The 19,222-nt window shown below is 74.5% G+C and carries 16 protein-coding genes; 14 read left to right on the top strand and 2 right to left on the bottom strand.

The features are described from left to right. Positions 1–7 precede the first annotated feature (7 nt). The 3 genes from E5082_RS28165 to E5082_RS28155 are packed head-to-tail and all read left to right on the top strand — an operon-like array spanning position 8 to position 2,699. Positions 8–784 (top strand): ABC transporter ATP-binding protein, encoded by a 777-nt coding sequence (locus E5082_RS28165; RefSeq protein ID WP_135794073.1) that lies wholly within the window; start codon positions 8–10, stop codon positions 782–784. After that, positions 784–2,106 carry a hypothetical protein gene (locus E5082_RS28160; RefSeq protein ID WP_135794072.1) on the top strand — a complete coding sequence of 441 codons (1,323 nt, stop codon included), beginning with the start codon at positions 784–786 and terminating at the stop codon, positions 2,104–2,106. Before E5082_RS28165 ends, E5082_RS28160 begins: the two co-directional genes overlap by 1 nt. Next, positions 2,103–2,699 carry a hypothetical protein gene (locus E5082_RS28155; RefSeq protein ID WP_135794071.1) on the top strand — a complete coding sequence of 199 codons (597 nt, stop codon included), beginning with the start codon at positions 2,103–2,105 and terminating at the stop codon, positions 2,697–2,699. The genes E5082_RS28160 and E5082_RS28155 overlap by 4 nt, the downstream gene beginning before the upstream one ends. Positions 2,700–2,726: 27 nt before the next feature. Here the strand turns inward: E5082_RS28155 and E5082_RS28150 are convergent, their stop codons facing one another. Then, entirely contained in the window at positions 2,727–3,263 is a 537-nt protein-coding gene (locus E5082_RS28150) for an HNH endonuclease (RefSeq protein WP_031182313.1), read from the bottom strand. Between the two features lie 289 nt (positions 3,264–3,552). On the opposite strand from E5082_RS28150, the gene E5082_RS28145 reads away from it, so the two are divergent. The 10 genes from E5082_RS28145 (at position 3,553) to E5082_RS28100 (ending at position 17,724) form a co-directional block, all read left to right on the top strand. Then, positions 3,553–4,662: a mechanosensitive ion channel family protein gene (locus E5082_RS28145; RefSeq protein ID WP_167514164.1), complete on the top strand. Its 1,110-nt coding sequence runs from the start codon at positions 3,553–3,555 to the stop codon at positions 4,660–4,662. A gap of 119 nt (positions 4,663–4,781) precedes the next feature. Continuing rightward, complete coding sequence (locus E5082_RS28140) at positions 4,782–6,047, top strand: 6-phospho-beta-glucosidase (RefSeq protein WP_135794069.1); 1,266 nt, start codon at positions 4,782–4,784, stop codon at positions 6,045–6,047. Continuing rightward, a complete protein-coding gene (locus E5082_RS28135; RefSeq protein ID WP_135794068.1) occupies positions 6,038–7,018 on the top strand; it encodes an N-acetylglucosamine kinase in 981 nt (326 codons plus the stop codon). Before E5082_RS28140 ends, E5082_RS28135 begins: the two co-directional genes overlap by 10 nt. Before the next feature lie 176 nt (positions 7,019–7,194). Next, a complete protein-coding gene (locus tag E5082_RS28130; protein ID WP_190045196.1) occupies positions 7,195–8,601 on the top strand; it encodes a hypothetical protein in 1,407 nt (468 codons plus the stop codon). A 14-nt stretch (positions 8,602–8,615) separates the two neighbouring features. After that, positions 8,616–9,650 (top strand): glutamate ABC transporter substrate-binding protein, encoded by a 1,035-nt coding sequence (locus E5082_RS28125; protein WP_135794151.1) that lies wholly within the window; start codon positions 8,616–8,618, stop codon positions 9,648–9,650. Between the two features lie 49 nt (positions 9,651–9,699). Continuing rightward, positions 9,700–11,001, top strand: a complete 1,302-nt coding sequence (locus tag E5082_RS28120) for a coiled-coil domain-containing protein (RefSeq protein ID WP_135794067.1) — start codon at positions 9,700–9,702, stop codon at positions 10,999–11,001. Between the two features lie 53 nt (positions 11,002–11,054). Beyond that, positions 11,055–13,454, top strand: coding sequence for a serine/threonine-protein kinase (locus E5082_RS28115; protein WP_135794150.1), 2,400 nt, complete (start codon positions 11,055–11,057; stop codon positions 13,452–13,454). A 2-nt stretch (positions 13,455–13,456) separates the two neighbouring features. Continuing rightward, complete coding sequence (locus E5082_RS28110; RefSeq protein ID WP_135794066.1) at positions 13,457–14,758, top strand: PP2C family protein-serine/threonine phosphatase; 1,302 nt, start codon at positions 13,457–13,459, stop codon at positions 14,756–14,758. A gap of 170 nt (positions 14,759–14,928) precedes the next feature. After that, positions 14,929–16,242, top strand: a complete 1,314-nt coding sequence (locus E5082_RS28105; protein WP_135794065.1) for a vWA domain-containing protein — start codon at positions 14,929–14,931, stop codon at positions 16,240–16,242. 57 nt (positions 16,243–16,299) lie between these two features. After that, positions 16,300–17,724 (top strand): FHA domain-containing protein, encoded by a 1,425-nt coding sequence (locus E5082_RS28100; protein WP_135794064.1) that lies wholly within the window; start codon positions 16,300–16,302, stop codon positions 17,722–17,724. 10 nt (positions 17,725–17,734) lie between these two features. Here E5082_RS28100 and E5082_RS28095 read toward each other — a convergent pair whose 3' ends face one another. Further along, positions 17,735–18,709 (bottom strand): methyltransferase domain-containing protein, encoded by a 975-nt coding sequence (locus tag E5082_RS28095; RefSeq protein ID WP_135794063.1) that lies wholly within the window; start codon positions 18,707–18,709, stop codon positions 17,735–17,737. Positions 18,710–18,804: 95 nt separating this feature from the next. Between E5082_RS28095 and E5082_RS28090 the strand changes: the two genes are divergently transcribed. After that, positions 18,805–19,209, top strand: coding sequence for a globin (locus tag E5082_RS28090; protein ID WP_135794062.1), 405 nt, complete (start codon positions 18,805–18,807; stop codon positions 19,207–19,209). Positions 19,210–19,222: the final 13 nt, after the last annotated feature.

Raw genomic sequence — 19,222 nt, 5'->3', positions numbered from 1 at the left:
AGCCCTCTTGTCCGTCCGCGTCACCGGGCTGTGCGTCCGGCACCGCAGAACCGTCGCCCTCGATTCCGTCGATCTGGAGCTGGGCGCCGGCGTCCACGGCCTGCTCGGGCCGAACGGCGCCGGGAAGACCTCGCTGATCCGCGTGCTCGCCACCGTGGGCCGTCCCTCGGCCGGCCGCGTCGAGCTGCTCGGCCGGAACAGCGACAGCCCGCGCGAGCGCTCCGGGATACGGGGCCGACTCGGCTATCTACCACAGGAGTTCGGCTTCTACCCCGCCTTCACCGTGCGGGAGTTCGTGGCCTACGTGGCCTGGCTGAAGGAGGTCCCGGCCGACCGGGTGCCGGCCGCCGTGGAGCGGGCGTTGCGGCGGGTCGGCCTCGCGGACCGGGCCGACGCGAAGATGCGGACGCTGTCCGGCGGCATGATCCGCCGGGTCGGCATCGCCCAGGCCGTCGTCAACGACCCCAGCCTGCTCCTGCTGGACGAACCCACCGCCGGGCTCGACCCCGAGCAGCGGGTGGAGTTCCGCGAGCTGCTCCGTGAACTGGGCACCTCGGCCACGGTGGTGGTCTCCACCCACCTGGTGGAGGACGTCGCCGCCGCCTGCACGGAGGTCACCCTGCTGGACGAGGGCCGGATCGCCTACCGGGGCACCCCAGCCGCCCTGACCCGGCTCGGGGAGACCTCCGACGGCCCTGGCGACCATCCGATCGAGCGCGGCTACACGGCGGCGCTGCGAGCACACCGGGCGCGGGGCGTCACGGACGCGCGGGAGACGGTGTGATGACCACGACCACCGTCCCGGCCGCGCCGGAAGCACCCGCCCGCACCCGCCATCCCCTGCGCGCCGAGGCGCTCCGGGGCTTTCCCCCGCTCGCCGGGGCGGCGGTGCTACTGCTGTTCGGAGCGCTGCTGCCCCCGTCCGCCGACACCTGGCAGGGCGACTGGGCGAAGACCGCCGCCCAGCTCCACACCGCGCTGGTGATCGCCCTGCCGTTCGCCGCCGCGGCCGGCTGCTGGCAGGGCGGCCGGGAGCGACGGCGTCGTACCGAGGAGCTGTGGGATACGGCGGTCCGCGCGCCGCTCACCAGGCTGCTGGTCTCCGCCCTGCCGGTCGCGCTCTGGGTGGCCGTCGGCTACCTGCTCGCCGTGGGCCTGACGACGCTCACCAGCTGGCCGTACGTCCGAGGCGACCACCCGTATCTCAGCCTTGTGCCGGGAGACACCGCCGCGCTGATGGCGGCGACGCTGGTGGGACACGTCGTCGGCCGGGCAGCCCGCACCCCGCTCGCGGCCCCCCTGCTGGGCGTGGCCGGATACGCGGGGCTCGGGACGGCGGTCTACCAGGACGCCGTCAGCCCGCTCAACCCGGCCGTGCCCGCCGTGGACGGCTTCTGGCCGGTGTGGTGGCAGCCGCTTGCCATGGCCGCCTGGACACTCGGCCTGGCTTTCGCCCTCACCCTCGCGTACGCGGCCCGGCGCCGGGCCACCGCCCTGCTGCCGCTGGCCGCCGCCCTGGCCGCGGCGCTGCTGCTGTCCACCGGGAGCGGCCCGTGGCGGCCGGACCCGCTCGCCCACCGCCAGGTGTGCGACACCTCCACCACGCCCGCCGTCTGCGTCAACGCCCGCTATTCCGGCATGCTCCCCCAGGTCCGCGCGGCCCTGTCCGGAGTCACCGGCAAGCTGCACGGCGTGCGCAGTCTCCCGGCCCGCTGGTCGGACCGGGGCACCGAGCCGCGCGCCGACGAGGCCGCTCTGCCGATGCTGACGCCGTTCGGCTGGTACGCCGTACGCGGGCGGCTGATGAAACCGGAGCAGTACGCGTGGGAGGCGGTGGCGTCCCTGCGCGGCGACTGCGGCAAGGAGCCCGAGCGGGTGCTGCTCGCGGACGACGCCGTACAGGCGTACCTGGCGCCGAGCCCTCTGCAACGCGACTTCGATGCCGACGACGCCAAGGGCGACGCGGCCGCGCGTGCCCGCCTCCGCGCGAGCCAGGCCGCCCGCGCCAAGCTGGCCGGCATGGACGAGCAGCGGCGCCGCACCTGGCTCTCCGCCTACTTCGCGGCCCGCGCGGCCTGCGACGCCGAGGGGGTGCCGTCCCTGTGAACCCCGGCCTCCCGCTCTATGCCCGTTCCCGCGCCCTCCCCCAGACCCTGGCGGCCCTCGCCGCGACCACCGGCTTCGCCGTCTGGGCGGCCGGGGCCCTGGACGCCTACCTGGACCCCGGCCGCCGGGTGCCGGTCGTCGCCCTCGCCCCGCTGCTGGCCGCCGCCGTGATCGGGGCGAGCCTGCGCTCCGACTCCGACGAGCTGGACCGCACGGCCGTACGCCCCTGGTGGCCCCGGCGGCTGGCGCATCTCCTCGCGCTGACCGCGCTCGCCTCGGCGGTGCTGCCGGTGGCCGTCGCCGGGCACGCGGAGACGTTCGGTGCCCCGGCGATGATCCGGAACATCCTGGGCTGCGTGGGGATCGTGGCGCTCGCCGCCGTCGTCCTCGGGGCCCGGCTGAGCTGGCTGCCCGCCTTCGGTTACGTGTCGGCCGCCTACCTGGCCTCCTCGGGCGCGCGCGGCCGGGCGGCCACGGTGTGGGCGTGGCCGGTGCAGCCGGGGGCGCAGCCGGGTGCCTGGGCCGCCGCGCTGGCCGCCTTCGCGCTGGGCACCGCGCTGTACGCCGTCCGGGGCGCGAGGCCCGGCGGCTGACACCCCGTGGCCGGGGCGCGCCCGGCGTCAGGCCGAGATGCCGTCGATCCGGGCCAGGGCGGCCTCCGCGCCGTAGGGCTGGAGGTAGGGGAGCCAGCGGGGGTCGCGGTGGCCGGTGCCGATGATGCGCCAGGCCAGGCCGGTGGGCGGGGCCGGCTGGTGGCGCAGGCGCCAGCCGAGTTCGACCAGGTGGCGGTCGGCCTTGACGTGGTTGCAGCGACGGCAGGAGGCCACCACGTTGTCCCAGACGTGCTTGCCCCCGCGTGAGCGCGGGATGACGTGGTCGACGCTGGTTGCGACGCCACCGCAGTACGCGCACCGGCCCCCGTCCCGCGCGAACAGCGCGCGCCGGGTGAGTGGAACGGGCCCCCGGTAGGGAACCCGCACGAAACGCTTGAGCCGGACCACGCTGGGTGCGGGGACTGTGACGGACGCGCTGTGCAGATAGGCGCCGGATTCCTCGAGGGAGACGGCCTTGTTCTCCAGGACGAGGACGAGCGCGCGGCGGAGCGGTACGACGCCGAGGGGCTCGTACGACGCGTTGAGGACCAGGACATGCGGCACAGGGGCCTCCTTGGGCGTCGGCGGCGCGTGGCTCGCGCCGGGACGATCTGGTTCAGTCTCCCCTCATGCCTGCTCCGAGCGCCACCATGTGCCGGTAACGGGCTCGAAGTGTTTTCGACCACATGAGCGGAGCCGTCCGGTACCCATGGCCTGTTCAGGCGCGGGCGGGGCAGGGAGCCTCCGGAGAAGCGGCGAATAGGCGCGCGATGCCCCGTTAGTGTGGTGGTTCTGTCCGCCCGGTGACCATTCCGTGACCTTGCCCGCCCCCGCCGGCGCGGACCGCAGCACCATGGAGGTACCCGCCGTGTCCCTGCCTGCCGCCCTGCTGGCCGCCGGAGTCTCGCCGTCTCCCTCGCCATCGGGCTCGGACCCGGCCGTGCCCTCGCTCCAGGACGCCCAGGAGAACGCGGCCAACGCGGCGACCTGGGTCGAGCAGAACTGGTCGACCTGGCTGGCGATGGGCCTGCAGATCCTGCTGATCGTGATCATCGCCGTCGCGCTGCGCGCGGTCGTGCGCCGGGCCATCACCAAGCTGATCGAGCGGATGAACCGCACCGTGCAGGCGGTGGACCAGTCACCGCTGGGCGGGCTGCTGGTCAACAACGAGCGGCGCCGTCAGCGCTCGGCCGCCATCGGCTCCGTGCTGCGCTCGGTGGCGTCCTTCACCATCCTCGGCACGGCCGCCCTGATGGTGCTCTCCACCTTCAAGATCGACCTGGCCCCCCTGCTCGCCTCCGCCGGCGTGGCCGGTGTGGCGATCGGTTTCGGCGCCCGGAACCTGGTCACCGACTTCCTGTCCGGCGTCTTCATGATCATCGAGGACCAGTACGGCGTCGGCGACACCATCGACGCCGGGGTGGCCACCGGCGAGGTCGTCGAGGTCGGCCTCCGCGTGACCAAGCTGCGCGGCGACAGCGGCGAGATCTGGTACGTCCGCAACGGCGAGGTCAAGCGCATCGGCAACCTGTCCCAGGGCTGGGCCACGGCGGGCGTGGACGTCACCGTCCGCGCCGACGAGGACCTGGACAAGGTCAAGTCCGTGCTGGACGAGGTCGCGGAGAAGATGGGCAAGGAGGAGCCGTGGAACGAGCTGCTCTGGAGCCCCATCGAGGTGCTGGGCCTGGACAGCGTGCTGATCGACTCCATGGTCATCCGGGTCTCCGCCAAGACCATGCCGGGCAAGTCGGTGTCGGTCGAGCGCGAGCTGCGCTGGCGGATCAAGCGGGCCTTCGACAGGGCGAGCATCCCGATCATCGGCGGTGCCACGGCCGTGGTCCCGGAGGACGTGACCCCCGACCCCTCGGCCGGCGTCGCCGCGCCCTCGGCGTTCAACAACGCCACCTCCCCGCAGTCGCTGGCCACCAACCCCCTCACCACGCCGAAGCCTCCGGTGAAGTAGCGGCCCCCGAGCGAGCCCCCACGGTACGAACCGCGGGGGCGCGCGTCGTTGACGGACTCTCCCGCCTGCGCCTAGGTTCCTGCTGGCCGAGGAGCCCGTCGTACGCGAGGGAGTCGCCCGTGAGACTGACCGTGGTCGGCGGAGGTTCGACCTACACCCCGGAACTCGTCGACGGCTTCGCGCGATTGCGGGACACGCTGCCGGTGACCGAGCTCGTGCTGGTGGACCCGGCGGCGGACCGGCTGGAGCTGGTGGGCGGCCTGGCCCGCCGCATCTTCGCCCGGCAGGGACATCCCGGCCGGGTGGTCACCACCTCCGACCTGGACGCCGGGGTGACGGGCGCGGACGCCGTACTGCTCCAGCTCCGGGTGGGCGGGCAGGCGGCGCGCGAGCGGGACGAGACCTGGCCGCTGGAGTGCGGGTGCCTGGGCCAGGAGACGACCGGCGCGGGCGGCCTCGCCAAGGCGCTGCGCACGGTCCCGGTGGTGCTGGACATCGCGGAGCGGGTGCGGCGGGCCAACCCGGACGCGTGGATCATCGACTTCACCAACCCCGTCGGCATCGTCACCCGTGCCCTGCTCCAGGAGGGCCACCGCGCGGTCGGCCTGTGCAATGTGGCGATCGGGCTCCAGCGGAAGTTCGCCGCCCTGCTCGGCACCGGGCCGGGCGAGGTCCACCTCGACCACGTCGGCCTCAACCACCTCACCTGGGAGACCGCCGTACGCCTCGGCGGCCCCGACGGCGAGGACGTGCTCCCCCGGCTGCTGGCCGAGCACGGGGACGCCGTCGCCGCCGACCTGCGGCTGCCGCGCCCGCTGCTGGAGCGGCTGGGCGCGATCCCGTCGTACTACCTGCGGTACTACTACCTGCACGACGAGGTGGTGGGCGAGCAACGGGTGAAGCCCTCACGGGCGGCCGAGGTCGCGGCGCTGGAGCGGGAGCTGCTGGCGATGTACGCCGACCCGGCGCTGGACGAGAAGCCCGCGCTGCTGGCCCGGCGCGGCGGGGCCTTCTACTCGGAGGCGGCCGTGGACGTGGCGGCGGCCCTGCTGGGCGGCGGGGGCAGCCCGTACCAGGTGGTGAACACGGTCAACGGGGGCACGCTGCCGTTCCTCCCCGACGACGCGGTGATCGAGGTGCCCGCCGCGGTCGGCCCGGCCGGGGCGAAGCCGCTCCCGGTGCCGGGCGTCGACCCGCTGTTCGCCGGGCTGATGGCGAACGTGACGGCCTACGAGGAACTCGCCCTGGACGCGGCCCTGCGCGGCGGCCGGAACCGGGTGTTCCGGGCCCTGCTGGCGCATCCGCTGGTCGGCCAGTACGCGTACGCCGAGACGCTCACCGACCTCCTCCTCGCGCACAACCGGGAGCATCTGGCGTGGGCCTGACCGGGACCGTCCTCGCCGTCGACGCGGGCAACAGCAAGACCGACGTGGCCGTGGTCGGCGCGGCCGGCGAGGTGCTGGCCACCGCGCGCGGCGGCGGCTTCCGGCCCCCGGTGGTGGGCGTGGAGCGGGCGCTGGAGGCGCTGGCCGAGCCGGTGGAGCGGGCGCTGGCCGCAGCGGGGGTGCCGTACGTCTCGCACGTCTCGGCCTGCCTGGCCAACGCCGATCTCCCGGTGGAGGAGGAGCAGTTGGCGGCGGCGGTGACCGAGCGGGCCTGGGGCGCCTCGGTGGAGGTGCGCAACGACACCTTCGCCATCCTGCGCGCCGGGGTGGCAGAGCCGCGGGGCGTGGCCGTGGTGTGCGGGGCCGGCATCAACTGCGTCGGCATGCGCCCCGACGGCCGTACGGCCCGCTTCCCGGCCCTCGGCCGGCTCTCCGGTGACTGGGGCGGCGGCTGGGGCCTGGCCGAGGAGGCCCTCTGGCACGCCGCCCGCGCGGAGGACGGCCGGGGCGGTCCGACCGAGCTGGCCCGCACCCTCCCGGCCCACTTCGGCCTGCCCACGACGGGGGCCCTGATCGAGTCCTTCCACCTGGGCCGGCTCGCCCCCACCCGCCGCCACGAGCTGACCCCGGTCCTCTTCGCCACGGCGGCGAGCGGTGACCCCGTCGCCCGCTCCCTGATCGACCGCCTCGCCGAGGAGGTGACCCTGATGGCCACGGTCGCCCTGACCCGCCTGGACCTCCTGACCGAGCCCACCCCGGTCCTGCTCGGCGGCAGCGTCCTCGCAGCGGGCCACCCACAGCTCGACCAGGGCATCCGCACCCGCCTGGCCGCCCGAGCCCCGCTCGGGAAGCCCCAGTTGGTCACCGCTCCCCCGGTCCTCGGGGCCGCCCTCCTCGGCCTCGACCACCTGGGCGCGACCCCCGAGGCCCTGGAGCGGGCCCGCCTGACGTGGGAGCCGGGCGTCGCCTGAACCACCCCTTACGGGAGCGGCCGGGGGAACCAACGTGATTGACTCCGCGTGTTTCTGGACAGAGGGGGTAGAGCCCGCTTCGCGCCCCGATCCGATCAAGATGCGGTGAAGGCTGGTGCGGAGGGGGACGCGGGCGGCGATACTGGCGGCCAACGGATGACCATGGGGGAGGTCAGGTGACACAACCGCCGCAGAGCAGAGCCGCGTTCGCACCACCCGTCACCACGGCCATCCCCGCCCAGCGCGGCCCGTCCGGCCTGCCTCCCGCGCGGCGCACCGCCTTCGCCGAGGGGGCCGAGCGGCTGCGGGACGCCGCGACCACCGAGCCGGGGCGGCTGCGGGTCATCGGGGCCGTACTCGCCCTGCTGGTCGTCGCGTTCGGCGCCGTCACCGCGTGGCAGAGCGGGGAGCGGGCGACCGCCGCCGACGACGTGCTGACCCGCAGCCAGCCGCTCAGTTCGGGCGCGGCCGCGATCTACCGCTCGCTGGCCGACGCCAACACCGCGGCCTCCACCGGCTTTCTGGCGGGTCCCAGGGAGAGCGCGGCGAACCGGGAGCGGTACGAGGAGGACATCCGTACCGCCGCCTCCGGCCTGGTCCGCGCTGCCGCCGACACCGAGCCCGGCTCCGCCTCCGAGGCCACCGTCCGCAAGCTGAACCGGCTGCTGCCCGAGTACAAGGGGCTCGTCGAGCGGGCCCGTGTCTACAACCGCCAGGGCTACCCGGTGGGCGGCGCCTATCTCCGGTACGCCAACGAGAAGATGCAGACGGAGATGCTCCCGGCCGCGCAGGACCTGTACACCAAGGAGAACCAGCGGCTGGACGCCGACTACGCGGACGCCACTCCCTACCCCTGGGCGGCGATCGCGCTGGGCCTGCTCGCGCTGGCCGCGCTGGGCCTGGCCCAGTACCGGGACTTCCGCCGCACCAACCGCGTGCTGAACCACGGTCTGGTCGCCGCCTCGGCCGCGACCGTGGTGGTGCTGCTGTGGCTGGTCGTCGGCCACACCGTGGCCCGCTCCGGGCTGTTCGGCTCCTACGAACACGGCATCCGCTCACTGAACGTGCTGCACAACGCCCAGATCGCCGCCCTGAAGGCGCGCGGCAACGAGAACCTGAGCCTGGTGGCGCGCGGAGCGGAGACCGTCGAGGTGAACGGCACCAAGCAGGACGCGTACTACTACGCCTTCGACCGCGACCTCGCCGCCCTGGACGCCCGCCTCACCGAGGCCCGGCGGCTCGCCGACGACGCCAGGGGCGGCGCACCGGTGGACTCGGCCCTGGACGACACGGCCGAGTGGAAGAAGCGGCACGGCACCGCCCGGACCGAGGACGAGCGGGGCAACTACCAGCGCGCGCTGGACCAGGTGATCGGCGCCGACGACACCACCGGCGCGGCCTTCGACGGCGTGGACGGGAGCCTGACCCGCGCCCTCGGCCACGAGCAGACCGAGTTCGACCGGGCTGCCGCCGACGGCCGGGACGCCATGGCCGGACTGCCCGAGGGCGCGGCGGTGCTCGGCGTCCTGGGCGCGGCGGGCGCGGTGTACGGCATCGGGCGCAGGCTTTCGGAGTACCGGTGACAGGGGGCCAGGCGATGGAGGCGGCGCGGATGCGCACCCGGCTGCGCGGCTGGGGCGGGGTCGGCGCGATGGCGGTGCTGTGCGCGCTGGCACTGGCGTTCGTGATGCTGCTCCCCCGTACCCAGGCGCACCCGGCGGCCGGCGCGGCACCGGCGGGCCGGAGCCTGGTGACCGGCAGCCCGGCCCGCGCGGACGACTGCGAGGAGCCGTCGGCGCAGAACCGCACCCCTCCCCCCTCCGGCGCGGACGGCCCGACCATCGACGCCATCAAGGCCCGCAAGGGCGACAGGCGCAAGCTGATCGTGGGGATCGACCAGAACAGCTACCGCTGGGGCTACCGCAATCCGGGCACCGAGGGCGCGGAGCTGGAGGGCTTCGACATCGACCTGGTGCGCCGCATCGCCAAGGACATCCTCGGCAGCCCGGACGACGTCCAGTTCAAGGCGATCCCGACCAGCCAACGCATCCCCGCGATCCAGGACGGCACGGTCGACATGGTGGTCCGCACGATGACCATCACCTGCGACCGGCTGCGCGACGTGGCGTTCTCCGCGCCCTACTTCAAGACCGGCCAGCAGCTCCTCGTCCCCGACGCCTCCGGCATCAAGGGCTACGACAGGACGCTGGCCGGCAAGAAGGTCTGCACGGCGGCCGGCTCGACCGCCTACGGCAAGCTGAAGGCGGACCTTGAGCGCAAGGCGCTGCCCGCCACCACGGACTTCTCCGCGACCGTGCCCAACCAGCTGGACTGCCTGGTCAGGCTCCAGCTCGGCGAGGCGGACGCGGTGGTCACCGACGGCGCGCTGGCCGCCAGCCAGGCCGCGCAGGACCCCACGGTGAAGGTGCTGGGCAAGCCGTTCACCACCGAGTACTACGGCGTGGCGATGAAGAAGGACGCCACCGACCTCGTACGCCGCGTCAACCGCGTGCTGGTGGACTACCGGGCCGACGGCTGGCAGGCGTCGTACGACAAGTGGCTGTCGGCCACACTGGGTGAGGACGCGCGGTCCTCCAGACCGCCCGCCCCGAAGTACCTGCGCGAGAGCTGAAGCAAGCACGCACGGGCCGGATGGACCACACAGCAGCGAGAGGTGATCGATGGGCGTCACGGACCCCGCCGGGCCGGTGATGGACCGGGACGAGGTGGACCGTGCGCTGGCGCGGCTCGGCCAGGAGCACGAGGCCATCGAGACCTCGCTGTTCGCGCTCCAGGACCACGCCGGCCGCCGCCTGCTGGAGGGCGCCGAGCTGACCGGTGTGACAAAGGAGCGGTGGGCCGCCACGGAGGCGTCGATCACCCTGCTGTGGACCTGCTTCGACGCGTACACCGACGCGCTGCGCCGGGCCCGCGAGATCCGCTCCCGGCGCCGCTGGTCCAGCCGGGAGGACCTGGTGGAGCTGACCGGCCTGCTGCGCGGGGAGTCGGTGACGGTGGCGGGCGGCGCCTCGGGGCCGGCCGTGCTCAGCGAGAGCTTCACGCTGGCCGCGCTGGTGGACCGGATGAACGAGCTGTACGCGTCCTCGCTGGACATGGTGGTGGCCGCCGACGCCGTGTGGTCGGCGCTGCCCGCCCGCATCGACCTGCTCGCCGCCGAACTCCAGCGCACCCGTCGGCTGGCCCACTCCGTCGGCGTCCGCCCGGGCGAACACCCCTCCGGCGACGACCTGGAGGGCATCACCCGCACCCTCACCGAGCTGCGTGAGGACGTCGTCCGCGACCCGCTGGCGCACTGGGTGCCGGCCGGGGGCGGTTCGGCGCCCGGCGGGGGGCGCCCGGACACCACGGTGTACGACCGGGAGGCGCGGGCGCTGGAGGACGTGCGCCGGGAGATCGAGGCGGTGCTCACCGTCCGGCAGGACGCCGAGGAGCGGCTGATCCGGCTGCGGGACGTGCTCTCCCGCGCCGACCGCACCCTGGCCGAGGCGCGTACCGCGCGCGGTGAGGTGCTGGCGAAGATCGCCGCGACCGAGGTGCCTGTGGTGAGCGGGCCGCCGACCGTGCTCCAGGAGCAGTTGGCGACGGCGGCCGAGTACCGCCGCCAGGCCCGCTGGCACCGTCTCTCCCCGCTGCTGGAGTCGCTCGAGCAGCGGGCGGAGGACGAACTGCTGCGCGCCCGCGAGTCGTTGACGGCGGTCACCGCGCCGCTCGCGGTCCGCGCCGAGCTGCGCGGCCGGCTGGACGCCTACCGGGCGAAGGTCACCCGGCACGGTCTGGCCGAGGACCGGCTGCTGATCGAGCGGTACGACGCGGCCCGCCGGATGCTGTGGAGCGCGCCCTGCGACCTGCGCGTCGCCGAACAGGCGGTGCTGCGCTATCAGCAGGCGGCCGCCGAGCTGCTGGCCCCGCCGAAGGTCCCGGAGCAGTACGCGCCCGAGGACGGCAAGGGGGACCAGGAGTGAGCGAGGAACGGCGCAGCTGCCAGCGCCCGGACTGCGCGGGCGCCTACGAGGACATGGGCGGCGGCGAGCTGTACTGCGACACCTGCGGGCTGGCCCCCGTGGTCTCGCCGGGCGCGAAACCGGCCTCCGGGCCGGTGGGTTCGGTCGGATCGGCGCCGACCGGGATCAACGGCGGTGCCACGCGCAGCTCCTCGCAGTCCGCCCGCTCCCGGCGCTCGGTGTCGGGGCGGCTCTCCCGGTCGCTGTCGGGGAAGTCCGGCGGCCGCTCGGTGTCGGTGCGCGGCTCGGGCTCGGCCTCCGGGTCGTCGGGGCGCGGTCGGCTGGGCGCCGGGCTGGTCGTGGTGCCGCAGGTGCCGAGGCCCGACCCGCGCGCGATGGTGCTGGACAACCCGGAGGTGCCCGAGCGCAAGCGGTACTGCTCCCGCGCCGACTGCGGGGCGCCGGTGGGCCGGGCGCGCGGGGAGCGGCCGGGGCGCACCGAGGGGTTCTGCACCAAGTGCGGGCACCCGTACTCCTTCGTGCCCAAGCTGCGCGCCGGGGACATCGTGCACGGGCAGTACGAGGTGGCGGGATGCCTGGCGCACGGCGGGCTCGGCTGGATCTACCTCGCGGTGGACCGGGCGGTGTCCGACCGGTGGGTGGTGCTCAAGGGCCTGCTGGACACCGGGGACCAGGACGCGATGGCGGCGGCGATCTCCGAACGCCGGTTCCTCGCGGAGATCGAGCACGCGGGCATCGTCCGGATCTACAACTTCGTCGAGCACCTCGACCAGCGCACCGGCTCCCTGGACGGCTACATCGTCATGGAGTACGTCGGCGGCAAGTCGCTGAAGGAGATCGCCAACGGCCGCCGCACCCCGGACGGCAGGCGGGACCCGCTGCCGGTGGAGCAGGCGTGCGCCTACGGCATCGAGGCGCTGGAGGCGCTCGGCCATCTGCACAGCCGCAACCTGCTGTACTGCGACTTCAAGGTCGACAACGCCATCCAGACCGAGGACCAGCTCAAGCTCATCGACATGGGCGCCGTGCGCCGCATGGACGACGAGGAGTCCGCGATCTACGGCACGGTCGGCTACCAGGCCCCCGAGGTCGCCGACATCGGCCCCTCGGCGGCCAGTGACCTGTACACGGTGGGCCGCACCCTGGCCGTCCTCACCTTCGACTTCCAGGGCTACACCACCGTCTACGCCGATTCGCTGCCCGACCCGGACACCATCGAGGTGTTCCGCCGCTACGAGTCCTTCTACCGCTTCCTGGTCCGCGCCACCGACCCCGACCCGGCCCGCCGGTTCGCCTCCGCGCAGGAGATGGCCGACCAGCTCACCGGTGTGCTGCGCGAGGTCGTCTCGCTGAGCACTGGGCAGGCCCGGCCCGCGCTGTCGACCCTGTTCGGGTCCGAACTGCGGGTGACTGACACCGAGTTGTTCCCGGCGCTGGACGGCGAGGTGTCCCGCCTCGGCGCCCGCGCGCTGCCCGGCCCCGGCCGCCCGCCGGCTCCGCCGCCCGCGCTGGTCCGGCCGGTCGACGCCCCGGCCGCCGCGCTGGCGCTGCCGGTGCCGCTGGTCGACCCGAACGACCCGGACGCCGGTTTCCTGGCCGGTCTCGCCGCCTCCGCGCCGGGCGAGCTGATCGGCGCGCTGGAGGCGGCCCCCGGCCAGGGCGTGGAGACCCGGCTCAGAAGGGTGCGGGCGTGGCTGGAGCACGGCGACCGGGAGGCCGCGCTGGCGACGCTGGCCCGGCTGGACGAGGAGCGGCCCGACGACTGGCGGGTGGTCTGGTACCGGGGCGTGTCCGCCCTGGTCACGGGCGACTTCGAGAGTGCCGCGCTCGCCTTCGACGCGATCTACGACGCCTTTCCCGGCGAGGCCGCGCCCAAGCTGGCGCTCGGCCTGTGCGCGGAGGTCCTGGGCCAGCTGGACAACGCCGCCGAGTACTACCGGCTGGTGTGGGCGACCGACCCGAGTTTCGTCAGCGCCGCGTTCGGCCTGGCGCGGGTGCGGCTGGCCGGCGGGGACCGGGCGGGCGCCGTACGGACGCTGGAATCGGTGCCGGAGTCGTCCATCCACTACACGGCCGCGCGGGTCGCGGCGGTGCGGGCACGGCTGCGGCAACGCACGGCGGCCGCGGGTGACGTACCGTTCCTGGACGACCTGACCGCCGCGGCGGGCCAGGTCGAGGCGCTGGACGCGTACGGGCTGGACCCGGCGCGACGCGAGCGGTTGTCGGCCGAAGTCCTCGGCTGCGCCCTGGACTGGATACTCTCCAGGGGTCAGGACACCGCTCGGCCGGTCACCGGCGGGCGGATGCTGCTCGGCAGCGGTCTGGACGAGCGGGGCCTCCGCTTCGGCCTGGAGCGCGCCTACCGCACGCTGGCCCGGCTGGCGCCCGGCGGCGAGGAGAGGATCAACCTGGTGGAACGGGCCAACCGTTACCGCCCCCGGACGTGGGTGTAGTCATGTCACAGATGCCCCAGCAGGCCGCACTGCCCAAGTGCCCGAGCTGCGCGGAGCCGCTCGAACCGGGCGACCTCTTCTGCGGCGCGTGCGGATACGACCTGTCCGCCGTGCCCGCGCCGCCCGCGGACCAGCCGACGCTGACCACGACCGGCGCGCCGGACGGCGGCGTCGACTGGCCCGAGCCCGAGCCGGCCACCACCGGCGGCACCGAGCCGCGCGCCCACCGGGCCGCCGACGTGCCCGGCACCGACTCGGGCGGCACCCCCCTGCACACGCCCGAACCGGCCGCGTCCGGGGTGCGCTTCGACCGGCCCGCCGAGGCCACGGAGCCGACCGAGCCCGAGGAGTACCCGCTCCAGGCCCCCGACCCGCGTGCCGAGCCTCCCGCGCAGGTGTGCGTGGCCTGCCGCGCCGGCCGGGTGGACGGCGACGGCTACTGCGAGAACTGCGGGCACGCCCAGCCCCGCGAACGCGATCACATGGAGCGGGAGTCGGGCCCGGCGGCCGCCATCAGCGACCGGGGCCTGCGCCACCACCGCAACGAGGACGACTTCACCGTCGCGCACACCGCGCTGCCCGACGGCTCCCCCGCCGCGCTCGCCGTGGTCTGCGACGGCGTCTCCTCCGCGACCCGCCCCGACGAGGCGTCCACCGCCGCCTCGCGGGCCGCCGGGGACGTGCTGCTGGCGGCCCTGCCGCGCGGCACGCATCCGCAGGCGGCGATGCACGAGGCGATCGTGGCCGCCGCGAAGGCCGTGGACGCGCTCGCCGAGGCGCCCGACGGGGCCCGCGAGCACGCCCCGCACCAGAACGCCCCGGCCTGCACGATCGTCGCCTCGGTGGTCGCCTCCGGCCTGCTGGTGGTCGGCTGGGTCGGCGACAGCCGCGCCTACTGGGTGCCGGACGACCGCTCCGCGCCCCCGGCCCGGCTGACCGAGGACGACTCCTGGGCGGCCCAGATGGTGGCGGCCGGCCTGATGAACGAGGCGGAGGCGTACGCCGACGAGCGGGCCCACGCCATCACCGGCTGGCTCGGCGCCGACGCCTACGAACTGGAGCCGCACACCGCGTCGTTCAAGCCCGACCGGTCCGGTGTGGTGCTGGTCTGCACCGACGGTCTGTGGAACTACGCCGAGGCGCCGGAGGAGATGGCCGAGGTGCTGCCCCCGGACGCGGCCGCCCGCCCGCTGCACGCGGCACGGGTGCTGGTGGGGCACGCGCTGGACGCCGGGGGCCACGACAACGTAACAGTGGCCGTCGTGCCGTTCCCCACGCCGCCGCAGGGGGCAGGATCGGCCTGAGGCCGTCGCCGCGCGGGTGACCGCGCGCGGTGCGGGGGCCTCGCGTACGGGGACGCACAGGCAAGTACGGACAGGCACGGGGAAGGACGGGCGGACGCGGAGGGGACCGGTCCGCCCGAACGCACCGCCTCGCGGGGAGCGGGGCGTGTCCGAGGGGGATGTGAACCAGCATGGCCAATTTCGCCAAGCCGGGCGGGCCGCAGTTCTCGGTGGACGTCTACCAGAACGAGTATCTGCCGGAGGGCGGCCGCGAGGTCAACGCCATCGTGACCGTGACGGCCAGGGGCGGCACCGCCCCCGCCGGGCCGGGCGCCTCGGCCGCCGTGGTGCTGATGGTGGACTGCTCGGGCTCGATGGACTACCCGCCCACCAAGATGCGCAACGCCCGCGACGCCACCGCCGCCGCCGTCGACACCCTGCGCGACGGGGTGCACTTCGGGATCGTCGACGGTACGCATGTGGCCCGTGAGGTCTATCCGGGCGGCGGCCGGCTCGCGGTGGCCGACCCGACCACCCGCGCCCAGGCCAAGCAGGCGCTGCGCAGGCTCGGCGCGGGCGGCGGCACCGCCATCGGCACCTGGCTGCGGCTGGCCGACCGGCTGCTGGCGGGGGCGGACGTGTCGATCCGGCACGGCATCCTGCTGACCGACGGCCGCAACGAGCACGAGTCGGCGGCGGAGCTGAAGGACACCCTGGACGCGTGCGCCGGGCGGTTCACCTGTGACGCGCGGGGCGTGGGCACCGACTGGGAAGTGAAAGAAGTCACAGGCATCGCCTCGGCGTTGCTCGGCACCGCCGACATCGTCGCCGATCCGGCCCGGCTCACCGAGGACTTCACCCGGATCATGGAGTCGACGATGGGCAAGGAGGTCGCCGACGTCGCCCTGCGGGTGTGGACGCCGGTCGGCACCCGCATCAAGTTCGTCAAGCAAGTGGCGCCCGCCGTCGCGGAGTTGACCGACCGGCGCACCGAGGCGGGCCCGCGCGCCGGGGACTATCCCAGCGGTTCCTGGGGCGAGGAGTCCCGCGACTACCACCTCTGCGTGGAGGTCCCGGCGGCCGGGCTGGGCCAGGAGATGCTCGCCGCGCGCGTCTCCCTGGTGGCGGCCCGACCGGACGGATCGGTACAGAACCTCGGCGCCCAGGGACTCGTACGGGCCGTGTGGACCGACGACATGGCGGCCTCGACCTCGCTGAACGCCCAAGTCGCCCACTACACCGGTCAGGCCGAACTGGCGCAGGCCATCAAGGAAGGGATGGATCTCCGCAGAGCGGGCGATATGGATGGAGCAACGGCCAAACTGGGACGGGCCGTTCAGCTGGCGGGGGTGTCGGGGAACGCGGATACTGCGAAACTGCTTGCGAAGGTGGTGGACGTGGTCGACGCCCCGACCGGTACTGTGCGGTTGAAGGCGAAGGTCGCGGAGGCCGACGAGATGACACTCGAGACCCGGTCCACGAAGACTGTTCGCGTCAAGAAGTGACCCTGGCGACAGGGACCCTGTAGACACCGATACCTCAGCAGAAGGGGTACCACCGACATGCCGACCTGCCCGAACGGACACCAGTCGGGTTCCGACGACTGGTGCGAGGTCTGCGGTCACCGCATGGCCGGTGCCGTGCCTCCGCCCCCGCCCCCGTCCGGCGGCGGCTACGGGTTCCCGCCGCCGCGCAATGAGGGACGCCCCTCCCCCGGCGCGCAGGCGGAGCTGTGCCCGCAGTGCCGTACGCCCCGCGAGGGCGGCGCGCCCTTCTGCGAGGAGTGCCGGTGGAACTTCCTGACCAACACCGCCACCTCGTACACCCCGGCGGCCCCGCCCCGGCAGCAGCAGCCCCGCTACCAGTCGCCGAGCCGGCCCTTCGGCGGCGGTGACGGGTACGAGTACCAGGGCTCCCGGCCCTCGCAGGTGAACCGGCCGGCCGAGCCGATACCCCCGTTCGACTCCGAGCCCTCGGGGCCGACGCCGTTCGGCAACGAGCGCCGTCCGGCGTCCCCGCCGCCGCCCACCTCGGGCGGGCAGTCTCCCTTCGGGGAGCGCCGGCCGGGGCCTCCGCCGGGGTTCGGCGGTGGGCCCGGGCAGGGTCCCGGTCCGCAGGGTGGGCCGGGGCAGGGTGGTCCCGGCCAGCAGGGGCCCGGTCCGCAGGGCCGGCCCGGTCAGCAGGGTCCGGGTGGGCCCGGCGGTCGCGGTGGCGGGCAGGGTTACGGCGGTCCAGGGGGTCCCGGCCGCCCCGGTGGCCCCGGTACGCAGGGCGGCCCCGGTGGTCCCGGCGGTCCTTCCGGTCAGGGTGGCCCCTCCGGTCCCCCGCCGTTCGGGCGTGAGCCCTCCGCCTTCGGCACCGCTCCTTCCCGGCAGGCTCCCCCGCCGTCCGGTTTCCCTCAGGAGACCGGCCGTACCCCGGCCGGTGGCCCGTCCTTCGCGGACGACGACTGGGTGATCCCCCCGCCGCCGTCGAACAACGGCCCCGCAGGCGGCCCCGGTGGCGGCTACGGCTATCCGCAGCAGTCCGGCCCCGGCCAGTCGCAGGGCTACCCCCAGGCTCCGCAGGCCCCGCAGGGCCCCGCGACCTGGACCGCGACCATCGGCCCGGACCGCGACTACTTCATGGCGATGATGCAGCGCTCCGGCCCCGAGGCCGCGGGGCTCAACCTGCCCGCCTACTCGCCCGAGCAGCAGCGCACACTCACCGGCAACCAGGTCACCATCGGCCGCCGCCGGCACTCCACCGGCGACACCCCGGACATCGACCTGTCGGTGCCGCCGGAGGACCCCGGTGTCTCGCACCAGCACGCGGTGCTGGTGCAGCAGCCGGACGGCGGCTGGGCGGTCGTCGACCAGAACTCGACGAACGGCACCACGGTCAACGGCTCCGACGAGCCGATCCAGCCGTTCGTGCCGGTACCGCTCCAGGACGGCGACCGGGTGCACGTGGGCGCCTGGACGACGATCACCGTCCACCGCGACTGAGCCGGGGTGTTCACGGCAGCGGCCAGGCGTGGCCCTCCGGGTCGTCCAGCCAGGCCCAGGCGCGCCGGCCGCTGACCGTGACGCCGTACCGTTCGCGGTCCGGCATGCCCGCGCTCTCCCACAGCGCGTACGCCCGCGTGGGTTCCAGCGCGCCCCGGACCAGGCCCAGCAGGAAGCGGAACGACTCCTGGTCCCGCGCCCGCCCCGGCAGCCCGCCGGTGGGTATCGGCTCGGCGGCCGCGCGGCTCTCCCCGCGCAGCGGCACGAAGTAGGCGCCGGTACTCAGGAAGCGGCCCTCGGCGCGGCCGGAGTCGTCGACGTCCAGCGCGAGGAGCCCGTTGTTCAGCGGGGCGATGATCCGGGCGCCGGGCGCGCACTGGGCGATCCAGGCGCGCGGCACCGTGGGCAGCATGCAGGTGGCCATGATCCGGTCGTACGGGGCGTGCGCGGGCACCCCGTGCGCCCCGTCGCCGGTGACCACCACCGGGTAGTACCCGGCCCGGGCGAGGTGCTGCCGGGCGGGCTCGGTGATCTCCGGTTCCATGTCGACCGTGGTGACCAGGGAGTCGTCGCCGAGCCGGTGGGCGAGCAGGGCGGCGTTGTAACCGGTGCCGGTGCCGACCTCCAGCACCCGGTCGCCGTCCCGGACACCCAGCGCGACCAGCATCCGCGCCATCAGCGAGGGCTGGCTGCTGGAGGAGACCAGCTCGCCGTCGTGCAGGAGGGTGGCCAGCGGGGCGTCCGCGTAGGCGCCGCGCGCCCAGCGCTCCCGCCCGGCCGGATCGGGGTCGTCGGCCGCGTACCGCTCGTACCCGCCGAGGACGCCGACGTAGTAGTACGGCACGAACAGGTGCCGGGGCACCTCGGCGAAGCTCTCCCGCCACACCGGGTCCGCCCGCCAGGCGCCGTCGCGGTCGATCTGCCGGATCAGCGCGGCCCGCGCCTCGGCGGCCACCCGGGTCAGCTCGGAATCGTAGGCGCCCATACGTCCACAGTAGGCACGATCCGGGGCGGGAGCGGCGGACGGTGGCCGGTCCTAGGGCTTGAGTCCTGGGCCTCCCGGTCTGAGACCATGGACGGGTGAACGAGATCCGACGCGGCACGCTTCAGGAGCAGACCTTCTACGAGCAGGTCGGCGGGGAGGAGACCTTCCGCCGGCTGGTCCACCGTTTCTACCAGGGCGTCGCCGAGGACCCGCTGCTGAAGCCCATGTACCCGGAGGAGGACCTCGGCCCGGCAGAGGAGCGGCTCACCCTGTTCCTGATCCAGTACTGGGGCGGACCCACCACCTACAGCCAGGAGCGCGGTCACCCCCGGCTGCGGATGCGGCATGCCCCGTTCGCCGTGGACCGGGCCGCGCACGACGCCTGGCTGAGGCACATGCGGGACGCGGTGGACGAGCTGGAGCTGTCCGAGGAGCACGAGCGGACGCTGTGGAACTACCTGACGTACGCGGCGGCGTCGATGGTGAACACGGCGGAGTGAACCGGTTTTCGTG

It is taken from the genome of Streptomyces griseoluteus, assembly GCF_004784465.1.
Lineage (GTDB): Bacteria > Actinomycetota > Actinomycetes > Streptomycetales > Streptomycetaceae > Streptomyces > Streptomyces griseoluteus.
This window is presented reverse-complemented; position numbering and strand designations above follow the sequence as displayed.